Source organism: Vibrio splendidus (assembly GCF_003345295.1).
Lineage (GTDB): Bacteria > Pseudomonadota > Gammaproteobacteria > Enterobacterales > Vibrionaceae > Vibrio > Vibrio splendidus_K.
Window position 1 is genome coordinate 973,837 of the sequence record NZ_CP031055.1, and the last position, 15,765, is coordinate 989,601.

Annotated in this window: 17 protein-coding genes and 1 pseudogene; 13 read left to right on the forward strand and 5 right to left on the reverse strand. The window is 44.0% G+C overall.

Going from position 1 to position 15,765, the window contains the following annotated elements:
- Nucleotides 1–43: 43 nt before the first annotated feature.
- The 7 genes from DUN60_RS04335 to DUN60_RS04365 all read left to right on the forward strand — a co-directional run bounded on the left by DUN60_RS04335 (nt 44) and on the right by DUN60_RS04365 (nt 4,124).
- Entirely contained in the window at nt 44–856 is an 813-nt protein-coding gene (locus DUN60_RS04335; RefSeq protein WP_114633263.1) for a hypothetical protein, read from the forward strand.
- Nucleotides 857–982: 126 nt separating this feature from the next.
- Nucleotides 983–1,231: a TIGR03643 family protein gene (locus DUN60_RS04340; protein ID WP_114633264.1), complete on the forward strand. Its 249-nt coding sequence runs from the start codon at nt 983–985 to the stop codon at nt 1,229–1,231.
- 57 nt (nt 1,232–1,288) lie between these two features.
- Complete coding sequence (locus DUN60_RS04345; protein ID WP_114633265.1) at nt 1,289–1,684, forward strand: DUF3465 domain-containing protein; 396 nt, start codon at nt 1,289–1,291, stop codon at nt 1,682–1,684.
- A gap of 49 nt (nt 1,685–1,733) precedes the next feature.
- Nucleotides 1,734–2,270, forward strand: a complete 537-nt coding sequence (locus tag DUN60_RS04350) for a GNAT family N-acetyltransferase (RefSeq protein WP_114633266.1) — start codon at nt 1,734–1,736, stop codon at nt 2,268–2,270.
- Between the two features lie 14 nt (nt 2,271–2,284).
- Nucleotides 2,285–3,046, forward strand: coding sequence for a nucleotidyltransferase domain-containing protein (locus DUN60_RS04355; protein ID WP_114634296.1), 762 nt, complete (start codon nt 2,285–2,287; stop codon nt 3,044–3,046).
- Between the two features lie 145 nt (nt 3,047–3,191).
- Nucleotides 3,192–3,701 carry an RDD family protein gene (locus DUN60_RS04360; protein ID WP_114633267.1) on the forward strand — a complete coding sequence of 170 codons (510 nt, stop codon included), beginning with the start codon at nt 3,192–3,194 and terminating at the stop codon, nt 3,699–3,701.
- A 30-nt stretch (nt 3,702–3,731) separates the two neighbouring features.
- Nucleotides 3,732–4,124, forward strand: coding sequence for an NUDIX hydrolase (locus DUN60_RS04365; protein WP_114633268.1), 393 nt, complete (start codon nt 3,732–3,734; stop codon nt 4,122–4,124).
- 168 nt (nt 4,125–4,292) lie between these two features.
- Here DUN60_RS04365 and rplY read toward each other — a convergent pair whose 3' ends face one another.
- A complete protein-coding gene (gene rplY, locus DUN60_RS04370) occupies nt 4,293–4,571 on the reverse strand; it encodes a 50S ribosomal protein L25 (protein WP_017079048.1) in 279 nt (92 codons plus the stop codon).
- A gap of 369 nt (nt 4,572–4,940) precedes the next feature.
- On the opposite strand from rplY, the gene DUN60_RS04375 reads away from it, so the two are divergent.
- Nucleotides 4,941–5,669 (forward strand): glycosyltransferase family 2 protein, encoded by a 729-nt coding sequence (locus DUN60_RS04375; protein ID WP_065205493.1) that lies wholly within the window; start codon nt 4,941–4,943, stop codon nt 5,667–5,669.
- 14 nt (nt 5,670–5,683) lie between these two features.
- A complete protein-coding gene (locus DUN60_RS04380; RefSeq protein WP_114633269.1) occupies nt 5,684–6,991 on the forward strand; it encodes an LssY C-terminal domain-containing protein in 1,308 nt (435 codons plus the stop codon).
- A 77-nt stretch (nt 6,992–7,068) separates the two neighbouring features.
- Here the strand turns inward: DUN60_RS04380 and DUN60_RS04385 are convergent, their stop codons facing one another.
- The 4 genes from DUN60_RS04385 to radD form a co-directional block, all read right to left on the reverse strand.
- Nucleotides 7,069–8,415, reverse strand: coding sequence for an ATP-binding protein (locus DUN60_RS04385; protein WP_114633270.1), 1,347 nt, complete (start codon nt 8,413–8,415; stop codon nt 7,069–7,071).
- 121 nt (nt 8,416–8,536) lie between these two features.
- Nucleotides 8,537–9,196 (reverse strand): response regulator transcription factor, encoded by a 660-nt coding sequence (locus DUN60_RS04390; RefSeq protein ID WP_114633271.1) that lies wholly within the window; start codon nt 9,194–9,196, stop codon nt 8,537–8,539.
- Between the two features lie 88 nt (nt 9,197–9,284).
- Nucleotides 9,285–9,683: a PepSY domain-containing protein gene (locus DUN60_RS04395; protein WP_004734667.1), complete on the reverse strand. Its 399-nt coding sequence runs from the start codon at nt 9,681–9,683 to the stop codon at nt 9,285–9,287.
- Nucleotides 9,684–9,787: 104 nt separating this feature from the next.
- Nucleotides 9,788–11,530, reverse strand: a complete 1,743-nt coding sequence (gene radD / locus DUN60_RS04400; RefSeq protein WP_114633272.1) for a DNA repair helicase RadD — start codon at nt 11,528–11,530, stop codon at nt 9,788–9,790.
- A gap of 97 nt (nt 11,531–11,627) precedes the next feature.
- On the opposite strand from radD, the gene rsuA reads away from it, so the two are divergent.
- From rsuA to DUN60_RS04420, 4 genes and pseudogenes are all read left to right on the forward strand, one after another.
- Nucleotides 11,628–12,323: a 16S rRNA pseudouridine(516) synthase RsuA gene (gene rsuA, locus DUN60_RS04405; protein ID WP_004734669.1), complete on the forward strand. Its 696-nt coding sequence runs from the start codon at nt 11,628–11,630 to the stop codon at nt 12,321–12,323.
- A 192-nt stretch (nt 12,324–12,515) separates the two neighbouring features.
- The gene (locus DUN60_RS04410; RefSeq protein ID WP_017079054.1) at nt 12,516–13,733 is read left to right on the forward strand and encodes a Bcr/CflA family multidrug efflux MFS transporter; all 1,218 of its coding nucleotides are present in this window, start codon (nt 12,516–12,518) and stop codon (nt 13,731–13,733) included.
- A complete protein-coding gene (locus tag DUN60_RS04415; RefSeq protein ID WP_054546588.1) occupies nt 13,733–14,392 on the forward strand; it encodes a DUF2913 family protein in 660 nt (219 codons plus the stop codon). The genes DUN60_RS04410 and DUN60_RS04415 overlap by 1 nt, the downstream gene beginning before the upstream one ends.
- Before the next feature lie 211 nt (nt 14,393–14,603).
- Nucleotides 14,604–15,718, forward strand: a pseudogene (locus DUN60_RS04420) (IS3 family transposase).
- Nucleotides 15,719–15,765: the final 47 nt, after the last annotated feature.

A 15,765-nucleotide genomic window follows, 5' to 3' on the forward strand; every position in this document is an offset into this window, starting at 1 on the left:
TTATGATGATTTTTGTGGTTTTGAATATAGGGAGAGGGTGGAAATGAATACACGAGTCAGTGAGGGTTCTTTTAAAAGGCTTATCCACTTAGTTGGTTGTGTTTTGATTATAGTGTTGAGCAATAGCCGACTCTCCAATGCTCAAAGCATCGAGTTTCCTACTTGTGCACAGAGCGAGGTTTTGAATACAGAAATCCACCTTTATGTTGATGAATCGGTGTTAGCCGAATATTCCAAAGCATTTGTTGCTTCTAAAATAGCGACATGGGAAAGCTATTCGAATTTGGTATTGAAGAACTCCTGCATCCCTATGACGAGAAAAGTCACCAAGGTGACTTATACGCCAGAAATCGACAGCCTTTGGTTTCAAGATTTGGGCGCAGCAGAGAGGTTATTAAAACTCTCGATGGATGAGCCGATTCCAGAAACAACAGAAGACGGCGTCCCCATTTTTACTGGGATAGTATTTTCTAATTATAATTTTAGCTTTGAGTCTGATTATTGTGGTATGTCATCTTCAGTATCCTACTTTTTTTCTTTAGCGGTAAACTGCCCTGATTACTTAATGGAGCATGAAATTGGCCATTTAAGTGGTGCTAATCATGACTATAAAACGTTATTGAAAGATTTTGATAGTATCGAAAGTTACATTTCTGGAACGTATCCAAGAGCTCCTCAATACTCCTTCGGCGCAATTTGTGCTGACAGAGGGACAGTGATGTCTTATGAGAGAGATGTTATACCTGCTTATTCCAGCCCGGACATCAGAGTGGATGGCATAAAGTGCGGGGATAGCAAATACCACAACAATGCGAGAGTGCTTAGAGAGTTCGCACAAGCTTATTTGACCCCATGATTGCCTCGCTGCTAGCCTGTTGTTTTATCGAACTTTATAAGTCGTGGAGTTCAAAGTGGTCACCTTGTGATCTTTAAATCTAAGACGAGCGTATCTCTCCCGGTTTATTAAGGAAGAGCAGGCACGATGTTATCTAAAGAGAACGAATCAAGAATTATTGAAATGGCGTGGGAAGACCGAACGCCATTTGAGGCAATAGAGCACCAATTTGGTTTAAATGAATCACAAGTGATTCGTTTTATGCGTAGCCATCTCAAGCTTGGCAGTTTTAAGCTGTGGCGTTCACGTGTTTCTGGGCGCTCAACCAAACACGTAAAGTTGCGCAGTTCGGGCGTTTCGAGAGGTTATTGTCCAACTCAGTACAAGCATCGTTAAAGAGGGGATGCCCAGTCAGTATCCCAAATCAACACACAGATATGGGAAATGAAAGGAATGAAACAATTTTGCGCTCTACTTTTGGTGCTGCTTAGCTTCGGCATCAGTCATGTTCAAGCGAATGATACGCGACTTAAGCAAGCTTACGAAAATCACCAAAGCGACGTTCAGGTGCGCGGCTCGGGTACGGTGTATCGAGTACTTCCTGATGATAATAAAGGATCTCGACATCAGAAATTCATTTTGCGACTCGATAGCGGACAAACCTTGTTAGTCGCACATAATATTGACTTAGCGCCTCGTGTTCAGGGGCTGGCAAAGGGCGATCGAATTGAATTTTATGGTGAATATGAGTGGAACAAGAAAGGTGGCGTCATGCACTGGACGCACAAAGACCCTCGTAATCATCACACTCATGGTTGGTTGAAGTATAACGGGAAAGTATACGAGTAAACACCTCCGAGACTTTTCCCTTCAAGGCTATAAGATAAAAGGAATTTTGATGTTTAAGCTGGAAACTGACAGGTTGATTCTTCGAGATATGAGTCTCGAAGACGAGTGTGCCTTTGTTGCGATGTCTCAAGATGCAAAGTATCAGCGTTTCTATGATGAAAGTGATTGTGAACCTAACAAGTATCGAGAGCTAACTCAGTTGTTTGTTGCGCAGGCTTTGGAAGTTCCGCGCCAGTCTTTTCAATTAGCGGTTGAAAGCAAAGACTCGGGGAAGTTTATTGGAACAGTTTGTTTACGCCTTGAACGCGATAAACAAGCTTCAATGGGCTGTGCTTTCTCGAGGGAAATTCAGGGAAAAGGGCTTTCTATAGAAGCTTCTGAAGCCCTCGCTGATTTTGGTTTCTCAGAGTTAGGCATACACCGTATTTACGCGGAAACCATCAGCAGAAACTTGGCTGCGATTAAATTATGTAAGTCACTGGGAATGAAACAAGAGGCGTGTTTTAAAGATCATCGATTCTTCAAAGGTCAATGGTGGGATACAGTTGTGTTGGCGGTTCTACGTTCTGATTGGGAAAAGGCATAGCAATGGAAAGTGGTATGCAGAAGCTAGATAGAGGGCTCGATCGAGAAGGGTTCATTCAAAATCTTTATTCGCCAAAGAACATTGCGCCTGAATTTCAAGACGTGGTGTCAGCAGTCGTTGATTCGCTGCTAAGAGAACTTCTAGGTCAAGTTGATGGTATCTACTTGTATGGAAGCGTGCCTAGAGGAACGGCCATTGTTGGTCGCTCTGATTTGGATGTCTCTATCGTACTCACTACGCCGCTTGGTCAAAAAGAGAGGGGAGTATTTAAGCACCTTTCTGACACCATACCCCAAATCTATCCTCAAGTGACTAAGCTTGATATTGATCCAGGATCTCTCTCAGAGGTTCTGCAGCCCAGCGAAGAATTCCATTGGCAGTTTTGGCTCAAACATTGTTGCTGTTGTATTTGGGGGGATGATTTATCTATAAAGTTTCCACGATATAAGCCCAGTAATGAAATAGCCCAAGCTCTTAATGGCGATTTATCGACTTTTCTTAAGCAAATGATCCCGAGTTTTAAAACAATGGCTGATACGGATGTCGCCAAGGTGATTGGCAAGAAGCTAGTTCGAGCGGCGTATTACTTTGTGGCTGAGAAAGACGGCAGTTGGTACACCAATCTGAGCCAGTGCGCTGCAGTCGCCAAGCGCTATTACCCCAATCAAAGCGACGATATTGAGCTAGCTTATCAATACGCTCTCGGAAATTTGATATCTAAAACAGAAGCTTTTGAATTGTATGAAAGGCTGAGCAAAGAGCTGATTCGAGAGTAAGTGAATCGGCGAGTCAATGGATGAATGAAGGGGATATGCATACCGAATCACATTTGTTCTATAAATCGTTACGAGTTTAATGTTTAAAAAACTGATGTGTTGTAGTTTCTCTCTTTCGTTATCGATAAGTGCGTGAGGAACAAGAATGTACGCCAATAAGTATTCAAATTTTTGGAGACGCTTCTTTGCTATCTGGATAGATTCAATCGTATTTTTGCCATTGGAATGGATAGACGATTACGTGCTTTCTGGCGTGATTAGTTCAAGTGGTGTTTTTGCTTGGGGAATTGTGAATTCACTAATAGGGCTCACTTACTACGTTGGTATGCATGCTAAATATGGACAAACGATTGGTAAGATGGTCACGAGAGTAAAAGTGGTCGATGTATCTGAAAGTCGAAACCTAACCCTCAAACAGTCTTGTATGAGAGATATTGTCCCAATCATGCTTATACCTTTTAGCCTCTATGCTTATGCACAACTGTCGTTCTACGGTCAAAGCTGGGAAAGCTTAGAGCAAGGCCGAGCCTTTATTTTTGTTGGTTACGCAATGATTGGCTGGGTTCTTTTAGAGTTCATCTCTATGTTGTTTAATCACAAACGCAGAGCGATTCACGACTTCATTGCGGGCTCTGTTGTCGTAAAGAAAGTCTAAATATATAAACTATGCCCTAAGGAACCCCCGATGGATGTACATGAGTGTGTTTCTTTTATTTTGCTTAACGATTCACGAGTATTGTTAGAAAAGCGTAGTGAGTCTAAGGAGACCGATCCCGGCTTAATCACTATACCTGGCGGCCATATTGAACACGGTGAAAACCAGGTTCAGACACTCTTTCGTGAGATCGATGAAGAGCTTAATGTTGTTCCGATTGATTACCAATACCTGTGTTCGCTCTACCATCTTACGAAGGAACTTCAGTTGATTCATTATTTTATCGTGAGTGACTGGGAAGGAGATATCACCGCTCAAGAGGCTGATGATGTTAAGTGGTATTCACTAGGTTCAGCTCCTGTTGGTATAGCAGTCGATGGTATTGCTTTGAAAGAAGTAGGGCGCGTGGGTAGGTATCTTTAGTTTGGATTCGATAAGATGTTTTGGACGTTTTTGAGGGCTCAAAAACGGTGAAACCCCGATGTTGGTAGCATCGGGGTTTCGAATTTCTAGATTTCTCGACTGGTAAGATCGATTATCTTTTCTATGCAGAAGGCTTGGAATTATCCAATCTTATTCCTTGGTAGGGAATTAGATACGGATGAAGTCCATGTGCTCAACTTTAGGCTTGAACGCGTGACGTTGAACGTCTTGCGGCTTAACCTTAACTTCTGCGCCGTCAATCAACAGAGTGATTGCTTCGTAGAATTCAGGCTTATCCATTTGGTTGATCACTTCAGCGTGAACAAGTTCGATAGCTACAGCTGCTGCTTCGCCACCGTAGATTACAGCTGGGAATTTACCAGCGTGACGTAGGCGGCGGCTCGCACCTTTACCTAGTTCAGTACGTACTACTGCTTCAAATTTCATAGTTTTACTCTCAAATTAGTAAAAATTAACTTCACACCTCAATGCGACCTTGAGTATGTGGTAAAGCTTATGCATAAACGAGTTCATGCTTAAGCGAGCGCGGATACTAACATCACATTCAAATCTGAGCAAGTCAGAAGCCCATCTCAAAGTGAATTTCCTTCGATAAATGATTCGTTTGGAGATAAAACGTTCACTAACTCTTATTTACCCCATTTTATCGTCTTTTACATTGCCAATGTTATCTATTTATAGCGCTGCTAAATCATTAAGTTAATGAACGGAAAATGAATGTTTGCCTAAGACTTGGTTAAGGCTTGGTTCGTTAACCTTAGTGTTAATCAAACAGCAGAATGAATAGGTGAAAATATGGAACCGGTAAGCATTGTCGTAATTACGCTAAACGAAGAGAAACGCATTAGCCGCTTAATGGAAGAGTTGAGTGTGCAAACCCACCAAGAGTTTGAAGTGATTGTTGTTGACTCCAACAGTGAAGACAACACAAGGGAAGTGGCACAAGCTTATGAAAACGCGTTGCCAAAATTAACTGTTCATCATATGGAAAACCGTGGTGTGAGCCTTGGCCGAAACACGGGTGCTTCATTGGCGCAATACAACAGAATCCTTTTCTTAGATGCTGACGTGAGCTTGCCTCGAAACTTCCTTGCGAAAGCACTTTATGAACTAGAAGAGAAGAAGCTTGAAGTTGCGGGCGTGTACATGAGTTCGAAAGGTCTGCCGCTTGTACACAAGTTTGGTTACGGCTTATTTAACGCAGGCTTGTTCACTACACAGTTCTTTTTCCCAACAGCGATTGGTGCCTGTATTTTCTCGACTAAACGCGCGCATGATGAAATCGGCGGTTTCGATGAAGATATCGTCCTGTGTGAAGACTGTGACTACGTAAAACGCGCGAGCAAGACATGGCGATTTAGATTTCTGAATATGACCTTTGGCTTTGACCCACGCCGACTAGATCAAGATGGCGTTGTGAAGACAGGCTCAACTTACCTTAAGGCGAATATAAGACGTTTCTTTAAAGGCGAAATGCGTAACAACGAGATGAACTACAAGTTTGGTCACTACAAAGAACAGTAAGTATTGAGGTTGTTATGTTTGATGGACTAGGGCTGTTTCTGGGGGCATTGGGTGATGCTCTCATTGGTCCAAACCTATTTGTACCGGGAGAGCCCTTCTTTATCGCTGCGGGCTTTCAACTGTATTCAGGTGCATGGATGGCATTGGTTTTGGTGATGCTAGGTGGTTTTCTTGGTGACCAACTCAGTTATTTTATTGGTTATAAATACGGTGCTAAGGCGCAACGAAGGCTCATTAAGTTTCGTCCTAAAACCAAAAGATTAATTGCGCGCTGCCGCTATCTGGTTGCTCGCAAAGGCACATACATCATTCTTTTTGCTCGCTTATTAGGGCCTATCGCTTGGGTTGTGCCATTTATAGCTGGCTCGCATCGTGTACCGTGGCGTAATTTTAGTGTGTTGGCGTTGTTCGGCTTGGCTCTTGGTGGTGGACAGTTCATTGCTTGGGGCATGTTACTGGCGCACGGCGTTGAAAACTTTCCGTGGCTTAATAGTCTTAATATATTTATCTCTGAGCACAATAGCTTGATCGCCGGTGTGTTCACGGTATTGGTCTTCACCATTATTGGTTATCGAATGAAGTGGCGACGCTTGGTGCTTAAATCCAGTGCGCTGTTGTTGGCGTGGATATTGTTTGCGAACTACGCTCACTTTTTCTGGAAGGCCGATGATTTTCAGAATCAACAAGAGACGGTTCAAATTGAAAAAGTCGACTGGAATTCGATGACCTATAAAGCATTCCCAGGCAAATCTTCATTCTACTCGGCACAAGCGATCAACGTAATTTATGTTGGAGCGACTCCCAGAGATTTAATGAAGCAATTAGGCTGGATAGAGAATCAAACGTTCTCTCGAAACGAGATTGAATGGGCAGGTTACCTCGCATTGCTTAGAGAAAAAACGCCACCAGTGTCTGATTTGTATTGGCGAGACAAGCCACAAGATATGGCGTTTCAATTGCCGGGTAACTTGATGAAGCGCAGTCATATTCGCTGGTGGCGTGCTGGTGTTGATATTAAAACTAACCAGCCTCAGTGGTTAGGCGCAATTAGCTATGATGATGGCCTTAAGGTCACCCCTTACTCAGGCATTGTGACCATACTTCATAACATCGACCCTAATGTTGATGAAGAGCGAGATAGGCTCGCTAATCAGATACGAACGTCACTACCAGACATCGAGCTAGACAAGTATCCATTGGCAACCGTAGAAGTGATGAATGACGATCATGACTATTATACTGATGGCAGGGTCTTGATGATCGGAGTAGCGACCTACCGCGATGATTCACAAGCTTTGGATGTTGCTGTGAACGATATATAGAGTCGTATATAAGGTCGAGTGAACTAAGCCCTAGCATTACGCTAGGGCTTATTGCGTTTAATATTTACTGGATGTGGTTAGCCCTTACTTAGTTTAAGCACCAGAGAGGCTTTCAATCCGCCCATTGAGCTCTTGCTGAGCGTTAGGCTGCCTCGGTAGCTGTGCGCCATTTCATTCACGATGTTAAGCCCCAATCCTGTTCCCGGTGTGGTTTCATCAAGTCGAACACCACGTTTGGTGACTTGCTTAAGCTTCTCTTCAGGAATGCCTTGGCCATCATCTTCAATCACCAATTCAATGTTGCCATCGTCGAGTTCATTCGAATGGACTCGGATAATGCTGCTCGCCCATTTGTAACTGTTCTCGAGTAGGTTGCCGACCATTTCATCAAGGTCGGTTTTCTCTACCGCTACTTCAATCTCTGAGTCTAACTCGTTAATCATGGTGACTTCGTTATCTGCGTAGACTTTATCAAACGCCATTGAGATAGCTTCAACACGCTCACAAGGTGAAGACTTCACCGAAAGAATGTTCATTGCACCAGCCATGCGCGCACGGCCAAGGTGATAATCTATTTGGTTCTGAATCTGATGAATGGGTTGTTGTAACAATGTTTTGTCATCGTCTGGAAGTCGCTCTATCTCATTTTTCAGAACTGAAAGCGGTGTTTTCAACGCGTGAGATAAGTTACCCGCGTGGTTACGAGCTCGCTCCAATAACTCTTGATAGTGGAAGAGTAGGGCATTGAGGTCAGAAACTAATGGAGAAACCTCTTTCGGGTAGTTGTCGCTTAACCCTTGTTGCTGGCCGTTTCTTAACATCACCAGTTCACGTTGCATCTTACTGAGTGGCAATAGTGACCAACTGACTTGAATGCCGATGAGCAGTAGCACACCCACAAACAATAACATCAGAATCAACCATACTTGACTAGTAAGCTCGGTCAATGTGGATTCTAGTGGGTCTTCATCAATACCAATGGTGATGGTAACGGGCTCATTTAGTTCAGGTAAGTAGATGTCTTGCTCAATGTAAATCAGCTTCTCATCTTGTGGCCCTTTGACCGATGTGTGGATAGGAGAACGCTTGATGGTGAGGTCTTTGTCCCATAGCGAGCGAGATCGAATAATCTGGTCTTGAGTAGCGGCTCGCCAATAAATACCACTGTAGGGTTGGTTAAACCTAGGATCAGACAGACGCTCTGCCATGATGAGATTACCACTGTCGTTGGTTTCTATGTTGGCGGTTAACTCGTCCATGGTTAGGTTGAGCTGTTGCTTGACGTCATCGACCAAGTAATCGTTAACCAACTTAGGTATTCCGACGCCTGCCGCTAATATCATCGCACCTAGCCAAAAAGCCGCGGCGAGGAGCAAGCGGCTTTTTAGACTGACGTTTTTAAGTGTTCGTTTTTTTAGATTCATACGTTACCAGCCCGTCTTTGCTCATCTTGCTATGAGAACAACGACGATCAGCACAGGCTGTCCACTTAATTGATGGTTGTGCTTAAATTGACGATTGCTCTTAGCTTAATTAAATACAGCATTATTCAGCATTCAGTTGGTAGCCAAGGCCACGAACGGTTTTGATGATCTTTGGTGCGATTTTCTTACGAATACGACCGATGAAAACTTCAACCGTGTTTGAGTCGCGGTCGAAGTCTTGCTTGTAGATATGCTCAACCAACTCAGTGCGCGAGATAACTTTGTTTTGGTTATGCATGAAGTACGCGACAACTTTATATTCTAGCGCCGTGAGGCTAACTGCTTGACCTTGCCACAACACTTTAGAGCTGCGTGTGTCTAGGCTTAAATCACCAATTTGAAGTATAGGAGCAGCACTGCCTGACGCTCGGCGCAGTTGAGCACGAATGCGGGCTATCAGCTCGACCATTTCGAATGGTTTAGTTAGGTAATCATCAGCGCCTGCATTCAAGCCTTCTACACGTTGGGTCAGCGTGTCACGCGCACTTAATATAATCACTGGCGTGTTAATGTTTTCGTCTCGAACGCCTTTTAATACGGTTAGGCCGTCAAGCTTAGGTAGACCTAAATCGAGAACGATGGCATCCCACTCTTCTGATGTTGCACGGTAGAGTGCGTCGATACCGTCTTGAGAAAGTTCTGGAACCCAGTCGGCTCCCTCAAGGGTTTCTAGAATTTGTTGGCCCAAGCGAGGTTCGTCTTCAACGACTAAAATTTTCATAATTGTTCTTCTTAATTCTTGTAATGACTGTTCGTTGTGCTTAATTGCTCGTCGTGATCAATGGCGTCTTTAACGTTGCGGCTCTGAATTATTCGCCGTGTTTAATTGCGTCTTTAAAGTTTCGGCCTTTAATCATGAGCATTTCTAACGTCTCAGCGTTGTATTCGACTTTGATGATGTTGTTTTGGTAATTGATTTTTAGTTCATACACCCAAATGTCGTCATCTTCTTCTAGCTCTACTTTAATGATTCTGCCATGAAGATCGTTCTCAACGGCCGCATACATTTCTGAGAAAGGGCGAATATAGCCTTCGCGTACGGCTTCGTAGACTTCGTCTTGATCTTCTTCAAATTCGATACGGGTTCCCGCTTTATGGACATCTTGTACAAGATCATGACCGTTATGATCTGAGTCAGCCCACGCACTAGCGGCGACACATAAGCCTAAGCTTAAAGAAAACATAGAAATCATAACTTTACTAAACATAGCGAATCCTAGAGAAGGTTGATAGCGTTCAGTATAAAAAAGTAATTCTGAACAGAAAGTGAACCTGATGAATAATGAGATTTAGGTTCTCAAAAAATGAGATGTTAACGTTGTTGAAGCTCGTCTTCGAATATCTTGTCTCTCATTTTCCAAAAACGCCCGACTTTACGCGCAATCACGAATTGAGGTGGGCGGAATCTATGTTGGTGAGCAACCACTTTCGTTGGTGAGGCTTCCTCAAAAGGGCGGTGTCTGTCTGCAAGGTGAGGGCGAACAAACTGGTCTTTGAAGTTCTGCTTCTGCTTTTTGGTGGTTAGTGACCAAAACTCATGCACTTGCGCTTGGTTTTCACCACGGTAAGTGACTTTAAGTTGCGACTTACCTTTGTCGTCCTTGAGAACGTTAAGATCCATCTCTAAACACTCAAACACCAACGCATCCTTTAGGTTTAGTGCTTCTTTAAGTTTTTTATCTGGGTCGACTAAGGTGGCATCGCACTCATGACAAATACGTGCGGCAATGTCGTTGTCAGCGCCGCATTCACCGCAGTATTTGGCTCGGAAGCGATAATTACAGTGTTCGCGTTCGCCCGTGTCTTCATCGGTAAAGTAGCCTTGGCATTTACGGCCAAAGTGCTCGAGCAAGAAGCCATTGCTGTCTAGCTTGCCCCAGAAGTTGTTGTTGAAGCCGCATGCAGGGCAGGGGATGGTGATGATTTCACTGTCTGAGTCGGGTTTAGGGTCGCCCACTTCAGGTTGGTAAAGATCGTAACTGTTGCCTGCATAGTCGAGCACTAAACACTCTTTTTTACCCGGCGATAAGCGTAAGCCACGGCCAACGATTTGTTGATACAAACTGATGGACTCTGTCGGGCGCAAAATCGCGATTAAATCCACATGAGGCGCATCAAAACCTGTGGTTAATACCGATACGTTAACCAAGAATTTGATTTTACGTTCTTTGAAGTCACTGATGATTTGGTCACGTTCGAGAGTTGGTGTGTCGCCGATTACGATCGATGATTCACTTTCGGGCAGTAAGCTAAGGATCTCTTGTGCGTGTCTAACAGTGGCAGCAAATACCATGATCCCTAACTTGTCTTTGGCCAGTTCAATGATCTGGTCGACAATTTGTGGGGTCGCACGTTTAGATTGCTCAATCACCATATCGAGTTCGGCTTCTTTGTAACGACCTGTACTTGCAGGTTTTAGCTGTGAGAAGTCATAGCTCAATACTGGCGCATCGATCATGCGTGCTGGTGTTAGAAAGCCTTCGTCCAACAAGTAGCGAATCGGCAACTCGAAAATACAATCTCTGAAAAACCTAGGCTCTTCAGATCGTACTTGTCCACGCGTGTGATACTGATAAAGCCAACCCATACCAAGACGATAGGGGGTCGCGGTTAGCCCAAGCACCTTGATCCCCGAATTATTCTCGCGTAAGTGAGAGATCACTTTTTGGTAGCTACTGGTCTTTTCATCGGGAACACGGTGGCATTCGTCGATAACCAACAGTGAAAATTGGTTAGAGAATGAATCGAGGTTGCGAACCACAGATTGAACCGAAGCGAACACCACTTGTTGGTCTGTCTCTTTTCGCCCTAAACCCGCAGAGAAAATTGAGCCTTTTAGCCCATAACCTTCATACTTTTCATGGTTTTGTTCTACCAACTCTTTAACGTGAGCGAGTACCAGCACTCGACCTTTTGCAAGCCTTGCTAGCTCTGCAATCACAAGGCTTTTTCCTGCGCCTGTAGGCAACACAAGAACAGCTGGAGTTTGGTGTTTTCTGAAGTAATGAATCACTGATTTTACAGAATCAGCTTGGTACGGGCGGAGTGTATACATATCGCGTCTTGTAGGGTAGAAAACAAATAGTGTGAAATAGCTCAACTAATTGAGCAAAGGTGACTATAATACCCGACTTAGATTAGTTGAGGTATTCATGCGTTTAGATAAATTTCTGTGCGATGCATTAGGCGTCACTCGAAGAGAAGCAACACACTTATTAAAATCCAAGGCAGTGACAGTAAATGATGTCATTCAAAAAAGCGGTTCACTCAAGGTAACTGAAGAGTGCGTTGTGGAATGGCAAGGCAATGAACTGAATGTTCACGGCCCACGTTACATCATGCTTTATAAGCCAGAAGGCTTTGTTTGTTCGCATGAAGATGGCGCAAATCGTATCGCCTTTGAATTACTCGATGAAATCAAAATGGACAAGCTGCACTTTGCTGGTCGTCTAGATATTGATACGACGGGTCTTGTGTTGATTACCGATGATGGTAAGTGGTCTCACCGCATCACATCACCAAAGCACAAGTGCGAGAAGACGTACCGCGTGTGGTTGGTTGAACCTGTTGAAGACGATTACGTTGAAAAATTCAAAGAGGGCATCCAGCTTAAGAGCGAAGATGGCCTAACACTTCCAGCACACTTAGAAGTTCGTGCTGAGCGTGAAGTACTATTAACGATTCACGAAGGCAAATACCACCAAGTAAAACGTATGTTTGCGGCACTTGGTAATAAAGTTGAAGGGTTACACCGTGAGCGTATCGGTGAAATCGAGATGGATGAATCTTTGGAGTTGGGTGAATACCGTTACCTAACACAAGAAGAAGTCGACTCTATCTGGAAGTAATCTTTTCTGCCGTAGATGTGGCCGACCAAGGATAGCGTCGGCTGATTATTTTGACTGGTACTAGGACAGTTTCAGCCATTATTACTATATGTTCATGTATGTGTGCGCATATTCGTGTATCACTGTGCGTATTCGTATATTGCTGCGTGCATGCTCGTGCTCACATAGAACTTAGTACTTAGTCGGAGAGTTATGCAAACGTCTACCCAACAGACCCCAAGCTCACAACCACAAACTCCTCAGTTAGGTTGGATGCTATTTTTGGTTCTGGGTGCGATTGGTGCACTGACACCACTCGCCATCGATATGTACCTGCCTGCTATGCCAACGATCGCCAAAGATCTAGGCGTTACAGCGGGTGAAGTTCAAATCACACTCACAGCGTACACCGCAGGTTTTGCATTAGGTCAGTTGTTACATGGTCCGTTAGCCGACAGTTATGGTCGCAAGCCTGTTCTACTGATTGGTGTATTCTTTTTTGCGGTCGCGTCTGTTGTGAGTGCGACGACTCATGGCATTGAAGCGTTAACGTTAGTTCGTACGGCTCAAGGTTTTGCAGGTGCTGCGGCAGCGGTTATTATCCAAGCGGTTGTGCGTGATATGTTCGACCGTGAAGATTTCGCACGGACCATGTCGTTCGTTACCTTAGTGATGACGGTTGCACCACTTATCGCGCCGATGATTGGTGGTTACTTAGCATTGTGGTTCGGTTGGCGTTCAATCTTTTGGGTATTGGCTATTTTTGCGGTGATTGTCATTCTCGCGGTGATAATCAAAATTCCTGAGACATTGCCAGTCGATAATCGTCAACCATTGCGCTTTAAAACCACGATTCGTAATTACGCTCGTTTATGTAAAAACCCGACCGCTATGGGCCTGATTTTCTCGGGTGCGTTTTCGTTCTCTGGGATGTTTGCATTCTTAACCGCAGGCTCTTTTGTCTACATTGATGTCTATGGCGTACGTCCTGACCTGTTTGGTTACCTATTTGGTCTGAACATTGTTGCGATGATTCTGATGACGACAATCAATGGTCGAATCGTTAAGAAGGTCGGCTCTCATACCATGCTGAGAGCAGCGCTGGTCATCCAATTACTGGCTGGCGTAGGTTTACTTGTCGGTTGGGCATTGGATCTCGGGCTTTGGGGAATTGTGCCGTTTGTGATGCTATTTATTGGCACCATCTCTACTATTGGCAGTAACTCTATGGGTCTATTGCTCAGTGGTTATCCAAACATGGCAGGCACGGCTTCATCGCTTGCGGGAACATTAAGATTTGGTACTGGTTCTGTCGTTGGGGCTATCGTTGCGATGCTGCCAAGTGACAGTGCTGGGTCTATGGCTATGGTAATGGCTGCGTGTGCAGTAATGTCAGCATTACTATATTGGACATTAGGAAAGAAGGCATAATGTCAAAATACTATATTGAAATTCAGAAGTTAGTGAATGATGCGCTAGGCGAGCTATATGCTCTACATAAGTCTGGTAAGGCCATTGATGCGCCTATCGCGAACAACCTTTACCTTGTTCGATGGGTAACAAAGGCGATTAAATCCCAAGCTTATGATCGTGTGATTGTGCCTGACTTGGTTCGTTGGCAGAAACAGGGTCGCTCAAAAGGCAATAACTCTGATTTAACTTTTATCTTTAAACGTATTTCTGCGTTTTACGGGCGTTTTTTCCCTGAAGGCGAAGAGCCTAAAGCGCTAAAAGACAGCGATGTTGAAGCATTCATGGACAAAATGTACGAGATGGGTTGGAGCGTATCGAGTGAAGATGAGCTAACGACTGGCGGTAAGATTCAATTCTTCACCGATGGTGAGCACTCTTTTGCTTTGTGTGGCAAACAGTGCGACGACTCTTTCGACGGTGAGTTGATGGTTAAGCCAATGAACTGGTTTGTTCGTGGTAACCACGCCGAGTTCATTCAAGCGGCGATGGAAGCGGGTTTCATGCTTCACAAAGTAACGGACTATAAGTCTGCGGTGAAGTATCACGGTGAATACATCGTTTACCCTGCTAACCAAGGTAACCAACTTGCAGAGATCCCAATTAGCGTTATTGGCTAGTAGCGGATTCTGGATACGAGATGAGAGATACGAAGAGCGGAATTATCCGCTCTTTTTTTGCCTCTCATAGCGCGTGTCGCAAATTTGCTGTTAAGTCTTTTCGCATCTCGACATTCGAATCTGCTTTTAATCTCTTCTCATCCCGTTATTCTAATCCCGTATCTGATGTGACCCCATTAAAGTAGACACTTAATACAGAGTATTAAGTGTCATGAAAGTAAAATCACAAAGACAATTTACAGACGAATTTAAGCGAGAAGCTGTTCAGCAATCTCTCAACTCTTCTGACACCGTTAAGTCAGTAGCACTATCCTTAGGAATATCGCCGGTGCTACTTTCTAAATGGAGATGCTAAATGACGTCGAAGAAGATTAATTCCCTCCCAATACCTAATCAAGGCCCCGAAAAATCTGTTACTCAATTGGAAAGAGAGATCCGTCAATTGAAGAAGAAACTAGAGATGGCGGAGCTGGAGAATGATTTCTTAAAGGAAGCGAAGGCTTTCTTCGACAGCCAAAAAGAATAAGGTTCGAGTACATCTTAAAGAAAACCTGTGTGAAGCTACCTGTTATTCGTTTATGTCGATGGTTAGATGTTTCTACAGCGGGTTACTACAAGTGGCTCACGAGACAACCCTCGAAACGAGAGGCAGAAAATGAGTCCTTAAGTAACTACTTGAGGCGGGAAAGCAAAGCTCAGCACTGTATTCCTGGTTATCGAAAACTTTGGGAGGCGGCTGTTGCTAACGGTTTTATTTGCAATAAAAAGCGAGTACAGAGGCTTTTGCAAAATATACTCATGCCCGCCTATAACATTCTTGCCCGTCAATTTAACGTGGATAAATCAGATCATGTTTGGGTGTCAGATATAACTCAGGTGCGCTGTACGGATGGTTGGCAATACCTGTGCGTCATCTTAGATTTGTTTTCACGTAAAGTGATTGGCTGGTCAACAAGTCGTATTAACAATGCAAAGTTAGTGCTAAGAAGCCTGAATAAGGCTTGGAAACAAAGGCAACCTTTAGGTCACGAGCTTTTGTTTCATTCCGATCAAGGTATTCAATATCGAGCGCTGGAAACGCTCCGTTGGCATCGTAAACGCAAGATTAAAGTCAGTATGTCGAGAAAAGGAAACTGTTGGGATAACGCTTGTTCTGAAAGCTTCTTTGCGCAATACAAGAAAGAGTGGATGAACAACTTGGGTGAGCTATCACGACAAGAAATGACGATGCAGAGTCGAATTTACATCGATACCTATTATAATCCGGTAAGAAGACATGGGACTCTAGGTGGAATGAGCCCCATGGATTTTGAACTAATCAACTAAACCCCTGTGTCTACTTTTTAGGGGCCACATCAATCCGATTTTAATCG

What these genes read in the sequence shown, in the direction of transcription:
- DUN60_RS04335 (WP_114633263.1), top strand. Translation starts at nt 44, where the DNA reads ATGAATACACGAGTCAGTGAGGGTTCTTTTAAAAGGCTTATCCACTTA.
- DUN60_RS04340 (WP_114633264.1), top strand. Translation starts at nt 983, where the DNA reads ATGTTATCTAAAGAGAACGAATCAAGAATTATTGAAATGGCGTGGGAA.
- DUN60_RS04345 (WP_114633265.1), top strand. Translation starts at nt 1,289, where the DNA reads ATGAAACAATTTTGCGCTCTACTTTTGGTGCTGCTTAGCTTCGGCATC.
- DUN60_RS04350 (WP_114633266.1), top strand. Translation starts at nt 1,734, where the DNA reads ATGTTTAAGCTGGAAACTGACAGGTTGATTCTTCGAGATATGAGTCTC.
- DUN60_RS04355 (WP_114634296.1), top strand. Translation starts at nt 2,285, where the DNA reads ATGCAGAAGCTAGATAGAGGGCTCGATCGAGAAGGGTTCATTCAAAAT.
- DUN60_RS04360 (WP_114633267.1), top strand. Translation starts at nt 3,192, where the DNA reads ATGTACGCCAATAAGTATTCAAATTTTTGGAGACGCTTCTTTGCTATC.
- DUN60_RS04365 (WP_114633268.1), top strand. Translation starts at nt 3,732, where the DNA reads ATGGATGTACATGAGTGTGTTTCTTTTATTTTGCTTAACGATTCACGA.
- rplY (WP_017079048.1), bottom strand. Translation starts at nt 4,571, where the DNA reads ATGAAATTTGAAGCAGTAGTACGTACTGAACTAGGTAAAGGTGCGAGC.
- DUN60_RS04375 (WP_065205493.1), top strand. Translation starts at nt 4,941, where the DNA reads ATGGAACCGGTAAGCATTGTCGTAATTACGCTAAACGAAGAGAAACGC.
- DUN60_RS04380 (WP_114633269.1), top strand. Translation starts at nt 5,684, where the DNA reads ATGTTTGATGGACTAGGGCTGTTTCTGGGGGCATTGGGTGATGCTCTC.
- DUN60_RS04385 (WP_114633270.1), bottom strand. Translation starts at nt 8,415, where the DNA reads ATGAATCTAAAAAAACGAACACTTAAAAACGTCAGTCTAAAAAGCCGC.
- DUN60_RS04390 (WP_114633271.1), bottom strand. Translation starts at nt 9,196, where the DNA reads ATGAAAATTTTAGTCGTTGAAGACGAACCTCGCTTGGGCCAACAAATT.
- DUN60_RS04395 (WP_004734667.1), bottom strand. Translation starts at nt 9,683, where the DNA reads ATGTTTAGTAAAGTTATGATTTCTATGTTTTCTTTAAGCTTAGGCTTA.
- radD (WP_114633272.1), bottom strand. Translation starts at nt 11,530, where the DNA reads ATGTATACACTCCGCCCGTACCAAGCTGATTCTGTAAAATCAGTGATT.
- rsuA (WP_004734669.1), top strand. Translation starts at nt 11,628, where the DNA reads ATGCGTTTAGATAAATTTCTGTGCGATGCATTAGGCGTCACTCGAAGA.
- DUN60_RS04410 (WP_017079054.1), top strand. Translation starts at nt 12,516, where the DNA reads ATGCAAACGTCTACCCAACAGACCCCAAGCTCACAACCACAAACTCCT.
- DUN60_RS04415 (WP_054546588.1), top strand. Translation starts at nt 13,733, where the DNA reads ATGTCAAAATACTATATTGAAATTCAGAAGTTAGTGAATGATGCGCTA.